Origin of the sequence: Corallococcus sp. CA054B (genome assembly GCF_003611625.1) — a bacterium.
Classification (GTDB): Bacteria; Myxococcota; Myxococcia; order Myxococcales; family Myxococcaceae; genus Corallococcus; species Corallococcus coralloides.
On record NZ_RAVY01000316.1, the window covers coordinates 1 to 7,098 of the forward strand.

Genomic DNA, 7,098 nt, shown 5'->3' on the forward strand with positions numbered 1-7,098 from the left:
CGCACGCCCCCATCACCAGCCCCCGCCCGAGACGCACTTGCGCCGCCCCTCCCGCTCGCTGTCCGGGAGGATGCCGCGCTCCAGCATGGACACGAACGCGCCGTCCCCCACGACGACGTGGTCCAACAGCTTCACACCCAATAATCCCGCCGCCCGCGCCAGGTGCTCCGTGAGCCCCACGTCCTGGACGCTGGGCTCCGGGTCTCCGGAAGGGTGGTTGTGCGCGAACACGATGGCCGTGGCCCGCGAGGCGAGCACCGCCGCGAACACCTCCCGCGGGTCCACCGGGCACGCGCTCAGCGTCCCTTCCGCCACCCGCGCGTCCTGCACCAGCACGTTGCGCGGGTTGAAGCACAGCACGTGGAACACCTCGCGCCTCAGCGCGCCCAGCGTGGGCGCCAGATACGCGTGCACCTCCTTCGGGTTTCGCAGCCGGGGCCGCTTCTCCGAAGAGCGCTGCGCGCGCCGTCCCAGCTCCAGCGCCGCCAGCAGCCGGGACGTGCGGGCCGGCCCCACGCCCCGCCGCGCGCACAAGACGCGCGGATCCTCCTGCACCAACGCCTTGAGCCCGTCCCTCGCCACGCCGTCCGCCGCGTCCCCCAGCCCCTCCGTCCACAGGAGTCCCAACAGCTCCAGGTCGGTGAGGGCCTCCGCGCCCAGCCGGAAGAGGCGCTCGCGCGCATCTCCCAATCCCGGGCTTCGCGCCCTCACCGACCTGCCACCCGTGGCTTCCCCTTCGCCCGGCTCCACCCACGCCTCTCCACCTTGTTCCATCCCGCCTCCGTCCACGCGACGGCGGGCTTGAGCAAGGCATGTGCCCTTCAGGGTCCACTCCGGGACGACAGGGCAGGGCCCGTCCAGCGGCGCGTGAAGAGGCCTGGTGGCGGGACGGACAGCGATGCTCCACTCGCACTCCTGGCGTGCGAGGAGCCGAGAAGCGCCAGGGCCGCCAGCTAGAAGCGGGGCCGGGGGCGGGCCATGCGGGCGACCTTGGCGAGCTGGCCCTGGGTCAATCCCTCGAAGAGCGCAACCTTCTTGAGGACAGCGGCATCCATGGGGTCCAGGTTCGTATCATGGCCAGGACGGCGGCGTCTGTTACCGTCCGGGCCCGTCAACGTATGAGCGCAGGAGGCGCCGTGTCGCAGGACAAGATCCAGAAGGTCACCATCATCGGCTCGGGCCCGGCGGGCTACACCGCCGCCATCTACGCGGCGCGCGCCAACCTGGGGCCCGTGGTGTTCGCCGGCGGCCCCACCCTGGAGCACCCGCAGCGCGTCCCGGGCGGCCAGCTCATGGTCACCACCGACGTGGAGAACTACCCCGGCTTCCCGGAGGCCATCACCGGTCCGGAGCTGATGGAGCGCTTCCAGAAGCAGGCGGAGCGCTTCGGCACCGTCATCCACATGGAGAACGTCACCAAGGTGGACTTCTCCAAGCGGCCCTTCCTGCTGGAGAGCGAGAGCGGCATCCAGGTGCGCTCGGAGACGGTCATCATCTCCACGGGCGCCACGGCCAAGTGGCTGAACGTCAAGGGCGAGGACACCTACAAGAACCGCGGCGTGTCCGCGTGCGCCACCTGTGACGGCGCCTTCTTCAAGAAGCAGGACGTGCTGGTGGTGGGCGGCGGCGACACGGCCATGGAAGAGGCCACGTACCTGGCGAAGATCGTCAACCACGTCACGCTCATCCACCGCCGCGACTCGCTGCGCGCGTCCAAGGTGATGCAGGAGCGCGCGCTCAACAACCCGAAGATCTCCTTCATGTGGGACTCCGCGGTGGAGGAGGTGGTGGGCGACGGGAAGGGGATGACGGGCGCCGTGGTGCGCAACCTCAAGACGGGCGACAGCAAGCTCGTCAACGCGCACGGCCTGTTCGTGGCCATTGGCCACACGCCGAACACGGAGCTGTTCCAGGGCATCCTGGAGACGCACCAGGGCGGCTACCTGAAGACGATTCCGGGCAGCACGCGCACCAACATCGAGGGCGTCTTCGCCTGCGGCGACGTGCAGGACAGCTACTACCGCCAGGCCATCACCGCGGCGGGCACGGGCTGCATGGCCGCCATCGACGCGGAGCGCTGGCTCATCGAGCACGGCGAGTAGTCACCTCCTTTCCGTCCCAAGCGAGACGACACGCGCATGAAGACGAAGCAGAAGACGGTGGCGGTGCACGCGGGCTCCCGGCTCACCGGGAGCAAGGCCGTGCCCGTCATGCCGCCCATCTTCCCGGCGGCGGTGAACTGGTTCGACAGCAGCGACGACCTGTCCGACGCGCTGGACGGAAAGGACTACGCCTACGCCCGCATCAGCGCGCCCAACGCGGCGCTGCTGGAGGAGGCGGTGGCGGCGCTGGAGGGCGCGGAGGCCTGCGTCGCCTACGCCAGCGGCATGGCCGCGCTGCGCTCGCTGTTCGACGCGCAGCCGTGGAAGGCCGGGGACGTGCTGGTGATGCCCACGGACGGCTACGGCGTCACGCGGGCGCTCTACAAGAACCTGTGCGCCCGCTGGGGCGTGGAGCTGCGTCCGCTCGACCAGACGTCCCCAGACGCGCCCGCGCGCATCCGCGAGTGGCGCCCGCGCCTGGTGCTGGCGGAGAGCATCTCCAACCCGCTCTTGCGCGTGCCGGACATCCGCGCGCTCGCGCAGGCCTGCAAGGACGCGGGGGCGGTGTTCGCGGTGGACGCGACGTTCCCGTCGCCCTTCGGCCAGCGCGCGCTGGAGCTGGGCGCGGACTACGCGGTGCAGTCCACCAGCAAGTGGCTCAACGGCCACAGCGACGCGCTGGGCGGCACGGTGAGTGGTTCCAGGGCGCGCATCGACCCGCTGCGCTCGGCGCGCATCCTGTCCGGTGACGTGCTGGGCCCCTTCGAGGCGTGGCTCACGCTGCGCGGCCTGCGCACGCTGCCCGTCCGCATGAAGGCCCACAACGAGCACGCCGCCCATGTGGCGAAGCGGCTTTCGGACTCGCCGCTGCTGGAGCGGGTCATCTACCCGGGCCTCTCCTCCCACCCGGACCACGCGGTGGCGGCGCGGGTGCTGGAGGGCGGCTTCGGGCCCATGGTGGCGTTCGAAATCAAGGGCGCGGGGCAGAAGGAAGGGGACCGGTTCCTGGAGGCGCTTCGCGTGGCGAAGCCCGGCCCGTCGCTGGGGGACGTGGGCACGCTGGTGATGCACGCGGCCAGCGCAAGCGCCCGCCGGATGACGCCCGAGGAGCGCGCCCAGGCGGGCATCCGCGACAGCCTCATCCGCGTGTCCGTGGGGCTGGAGGATCCGGACGACGTGGCGGACGACCTGCTCGCCGCGGTGGCGAAGGGGGCTGGCCGGTGAAGATGGTGGACGTCGGCGACAAGCCGAAGACGGACCGCGTGGCGGTGGCCACCGCGCGCCTGCGCATGCTGCCCGCGACGCGTGAGCGCATCCTCGCGGGGCAGATTGAGAAGGGGGACGTGCTCGCGGCGGCGCGGCTCGCCGGCATCATGGCCGCCAAGCGCACCCCGGACTTCGTGCCCCTGTGTCACCCCATCGCGCTCGCGGGCGTGGACGTGACGCTCACGCCCGTGGACGAAGGGCTGGAGGTGCGCGTGCGGGTGAAGACGGTGGACCGCACGGGCGTGGAGATGGAGGCGCTCACGGCCGCGTGCGCGGCGGCGCTCACCGTCTATGACATGTGCAAGAGCGTGGACCGCGGCATGGTCATCGAAGCGGTGCAGCTGGACCACAAGTCCGGCGGGCGCTCCGGCACCTGGGAGCGCGAGCCCGCTTAACGCTTCGCTTCCGCGCGCAGCCGCTCCAGGAAGAAGGCCACCACCACCAGCGAGTGCGTGATGTGGCCTTCCAAGATGAGCCGGGGCAGGTCCGCGCGCGGGTGCAGCTCCACGGCGATGTCCTCGCCGTCATCCGGGTCCCCGTCGCTCACGCGCTCGCAGTCCAGCGCCAGGTACGTGTGGCAGCGGTTGGACTGGAAGGCCGGGTTGGGGTGCACGACGCCCAGCGCCTCCAGCCGGCCGGCGCGGTAGCCCGTCTCCTCCTCCAGCTCGCGCGCGGCGGCCGTGGCCGGGTCTTCTCCCGGGTCGATGACGCCGCCGGGGGCCTCCAGCGTCGCCGCGTCGATGCCGCAGCGGAACTGGCGCACCATCACCAGCTCGTCCTGCTTCGTCACCGCGATGACGTTCACCCAGTCCCCGCAGTCCATGCGCACGCGGCGGTGCTCCATGTTGGTGCGCGGATCCGCCATCACGTCCTCGCGCACCTTCACCACCGTGAAGTCGTGCTCCAACCCCCGGCGCAGGCGCGGCCAGGGCTTCACTTGGGACTTGGGCGACTCGGGCGCGGACGACATTCGACGGATTCCCTTTCTTTCAGTTGAGCAACTCGGCGCGCTCGCGCAGCTCCCGGGCGGACAGCTCCAGGCGCTCGCGGTCCGGCGCGTCCGGGGACAGCTCCAGGCAGCGCTCCACGTCCTTGAGCGCCGCGCGGAAGGCGCCCAGCGTGGTGAGCAGCGACGCGCGGGTGCGCAGCTCTCCCGGATGGTCCGGGGCCAGGAGCAGCAGCAGGTCCACCACCGCCAGCCCCTGCTGGCTGTCGTCGCGCCCCAGGTACACGCGGCGCAGGTTGGACAGCATGCGGTACGCGATGAGCTCCACCGGCGCGGGCGCGAGCATGGCCCGGTCGAACTTGAGCTGCGGCGCCACGCGCTTGAGCAGCTCCTCGCAGCCGTGCTCCGTGAGGATGTCGCCGTGGTGGAAGGGGTCCATCACCAGCTTGTGGTCGCCCGCGTCGCACGCCACCAGGAAGTGACCGGGGAAGGGCACACCGTACAGCGGGATGCCCGCGCGGCGCGCCACCTCCAGGTAGAGCACCGACAGGGTGATGGGCAGCCCCACCTTCCGCTCCAGCACCCGGTCCAGGAAGCTGTTGTCCGGGGAGTGGTAGTCGTCCTCGTTGCCGCGGAAGCCCTCGATGTCCGCGAGCACGTGGCGCAGGGCGCGCAGCGGGGCCAGGGCCTCGCCCTTCTCGCGCAGGCGCTCCGCCTCCAGCTGCACCCGCGCGGCGAGCGCGTCCAGCGTCCGGAGACACGCCGGAGCATCCAGGTCCTCTCGGCCCAACGTCGCGATGGCGAGAGCCGCCAGGTCCAGCCGCGGTGGATCCGCGGCCAGGGAAGACACCAACCGCTCGCGCGCCAGCGGAGGGCCAAAACCAGAGGAAAAGCTCACGGTGCGCACCAGTAACCCACGAATGCTCCTCACGGCAAAAGCAGGCAGGCGGGCGTCAGATGCCCGGGGGGGCCGCGGGCAGCCGGCCCTTGATTTCCGCACGCAGGGCCATTTGGGCCGAAATGAGTCCCGCCAGGATGCCGTCCTCGAACTCGAAGGTCGGGTGCTCCTTCAGCTCGGGGAAGTCGTGCGGGTTGCGCAGCTCCTCCGGCCCGATGTTGGGCACCGCCTCGCGCGCCAGCTTGAGCACCTTCGCCTGTTGCTGGGCAATCATCCGCTCATAGAGGGGGGAGGCCAGGGCCAGGAACTCGTTCGCCGTGTCTTCCGTCATGGTGTCGTGCCTCTAGCCTCAGTCTTGGGCGATGTCCCACTTCATCCGCCGGTAGGTGTAACGGAAGGACTCGGCGTTTGCTTCGACGGCGTCCGCCGAGCCCTCCCGCCCGTCCAGGAAGGCGACGAAGTCGAACTGCCGCCCGGGCTGGCCGTACTCGGCGTCGAACACGCGCACGATTTCGTTCGCCGGCAGCGTCCTGCGTCCCGCCACGCTCACCAGGGGGATGTCCAGGCCCTTCATGTCCTTCGACGGGGCGTAGGACTTCCACACCAGCTCCGTGCACACCAGGGACTGGTCGGAGAAGAAGTCGAAGTTGAAGTCGTACGGCCGGCCCTGGAAGGTGAAGGCGCGCAGGATGGCGCGGGCCTTGTCCACCTGGGACAGCCGGGGCCGCAGCACGCCCAGGTAGTCCACGTGCATGCCGTGCTCCACGCCGGTGAAGCTCACGCCCTCGCTGATGGACTCGATGATGCGCAGCGGGTCCCCGTGCGCGTCCTTGCCGGTGTACTCGGCCCACTTCGCGGGGAACGCCTTCGCCAGGTGGGCGGTGAACGTCTCCGGATGGCCGGGCAGGGTGGCCACCCAGGCCTTCACCGCCGGATCCGCGTCGAACGTCTGGGAGAGCTCCTGCGCGGTGCCCACGTAGAGCTCCGCGTGCGGCCAGAAGCCCGGCAGCCCGATGTTGGACAAAAACCAGTTCTGCCGCGCGACCATCACGTCGCCCGGGGCCATGCGCGGCAGCAGCGCCAGCACCTGCTCCCGGGAGATGAGCGGCCTGCCGGAGCGGTGCACGCGCGTGTCGCCCATCCACTCCGCCACGGTCTTCTGCACCGGGAACACCGCGCGGGCGGTGGTGTCCTGGGTGAGGTCCGCCGCGGCCTTGGCGAAGAGCACCGGGCCGCGCTTCAGGAGGCGCGCGCGGGCCGCCTTGCTGTCCTGCCGCATGCTCTGGAAGAGCGCGGGGACGCCGGGCTCGTTCATCACGCCGGCCTTCGCCAGCACCGGGTGCAGCGTCGCGCGGTAGCCGTCGCCCGTGAAGAGCTGCGTGCTGGTGCCCACGTGGACGACCTTCTTCTTGAAGCGGCTGAAGGCGCGCGCGGGCAGGCCGTACTCGGGGCCGGGCTCGTCCAGCAGCACCTCCAGCTGCGCCTGTCCCCCGGTGAGGTCCGCGAAGGCCATCCCCTGCGCCAGCTCCGACGCGAGCGCGGCGTGGGTGAGGAGGAAGCCCCAGGCGTGCTTCTTCGGCTGGGTGAGGGTGGGCACCTTGAGGAAGTCCCAGTAGCGCTGGCGCACCACCTCCGTGGAGACGAAGCAGTCGAAGAAGGCGGCCCAGGTGGACACCAGCAGCTGCTTCTCGTCCGGGGTGTACGGCGCGTCCTTGCCGCGCTGGTACAGCGCCTTGGAGCGGAAGGCCTCCTCCTTGAGCCGGCGCAGCCCCTCCGTCCCCTGGCGCAGCGTCTCCAGGTCGCGGCGGGCCTGGGCGACGAAGGCGGCGTCGTCCAGCGCGTAGACGTCGCGCGGAGCCTGCTCGGCGGCGGGGGCGGGGGACGGC

At 71.0% G+C, this 7,098-nt stretch carries 8 protein-coding genes; 3 read left to right on the forward strand and 5 right to left on the reverse strand.

Annotation, left to right across the window (positions count from 1 at the left end; translation table 11 throughout):
* Positions 1-12 precede the first annotated feature (12 nt).
* Positions 13-774: a DNA repair protein RadC gene (radC, locus tag D7V80_RS39555; protein ID WP_120592953.1), complete on the reverse strand. Its 762-nt coding sequence runs from the start codon at positions 772-774 to the stop codon at positions 13-15.
* Between the two features lie 344 nt (positions 775-1,118).
* Here radC and trxB point away from each other — a divergent pair, with 344 nt between their 5' ends.
* From trxB to moaC, 3 genes are read left to right on the forward strand one after another with little or no spacing between them, the layout of a single operon-like run.
* Positions 1,119-2,102 (forward strand): thioredoxin-disulfide reductase, encoded by a 984-nt coding sequence (trxB, locus tag D7V80_RS39565; RefSeq protein WP_370452634.1) that lies wholly within the window; start codon positions 1,119-1,121, stop codon positions 2,100-2,102.
* 36 nt (positions 2,103-2,138) lie between these two features.
* Entirely contained in the window at positions 2,139-3,326 is a 1,188-nt protein-coding gene (locus D7V80_RS39570) for a PLP-dependent aspartate aminotransferase family protein (RefSeq protein WP_120592954.1), read from the forward strand.
* Entirely contained in the window at positions 3,323-3,763 is a 441-nt protein-coding gene (moaC, locus tag D7V80_RS39575; RefSeq protein ID WP_120592955.1) for a cyclic pyranopterin monophosphate synthase MoaC, read from the forward strand. The genes D7V80_RS39570 and moaC overlap by 4 nt, the downstream gene beginning before the upstream one ends.
* Here the strand turns inward: moaC and D7V80_RS39580 are convergent.
* The 4 genes from D7V80_RS39580 to D7V80_RS39595 form a co-directional block, all read right to left on the reverse strand.
* Positions 3,760-4,338, reverse strand: coding sequence for an NUDIX hydrolase (locus D7V80_RS39580; protein WP_120592956.1), 579 nt, complete (start codon positions 4,336-4,338; stop codon positions 3,760-3,762). The genes moaC and D7V80_RS39580 overlap by 4 nt on opposite strands.
* 19 nt (positions 4,339-4,357) lie before the next feature.
* On the reverse strand, positions 4,358-5,182 hold the full coding sequence (locus D7V80_RS39585) for a SirB1 family protein (protein ID WP_199738980.1): 825 nt from the start codon (positions 5,180-5,182) through the stop codon (positions 4,358-4,360).
* An 85-nt stretch (positions 5,183-5,267) separates the two neighbouring features.
* Complete coding sequence (locus D7V80_RS39590; protein ID WP_120592957.1) at positions 5,268-5,543, reverse strand: hypothetical protein; 276 nt, start codon at positions 5,541-5,543, stop codon at positions 5,268-5,270.
* An 18-nt stretch (positions 5,544-5,561) separates the two neighbouring features.
* Positions 5,562-7,098 (reverse strand): YiiX/YebB-like N1pC/P60 family cysteine hydrolase (locus D7V80_RS39595; protein WP_120592958.1); only part of this gene is annotated, 1,537 nt, incomplete at its 5' end.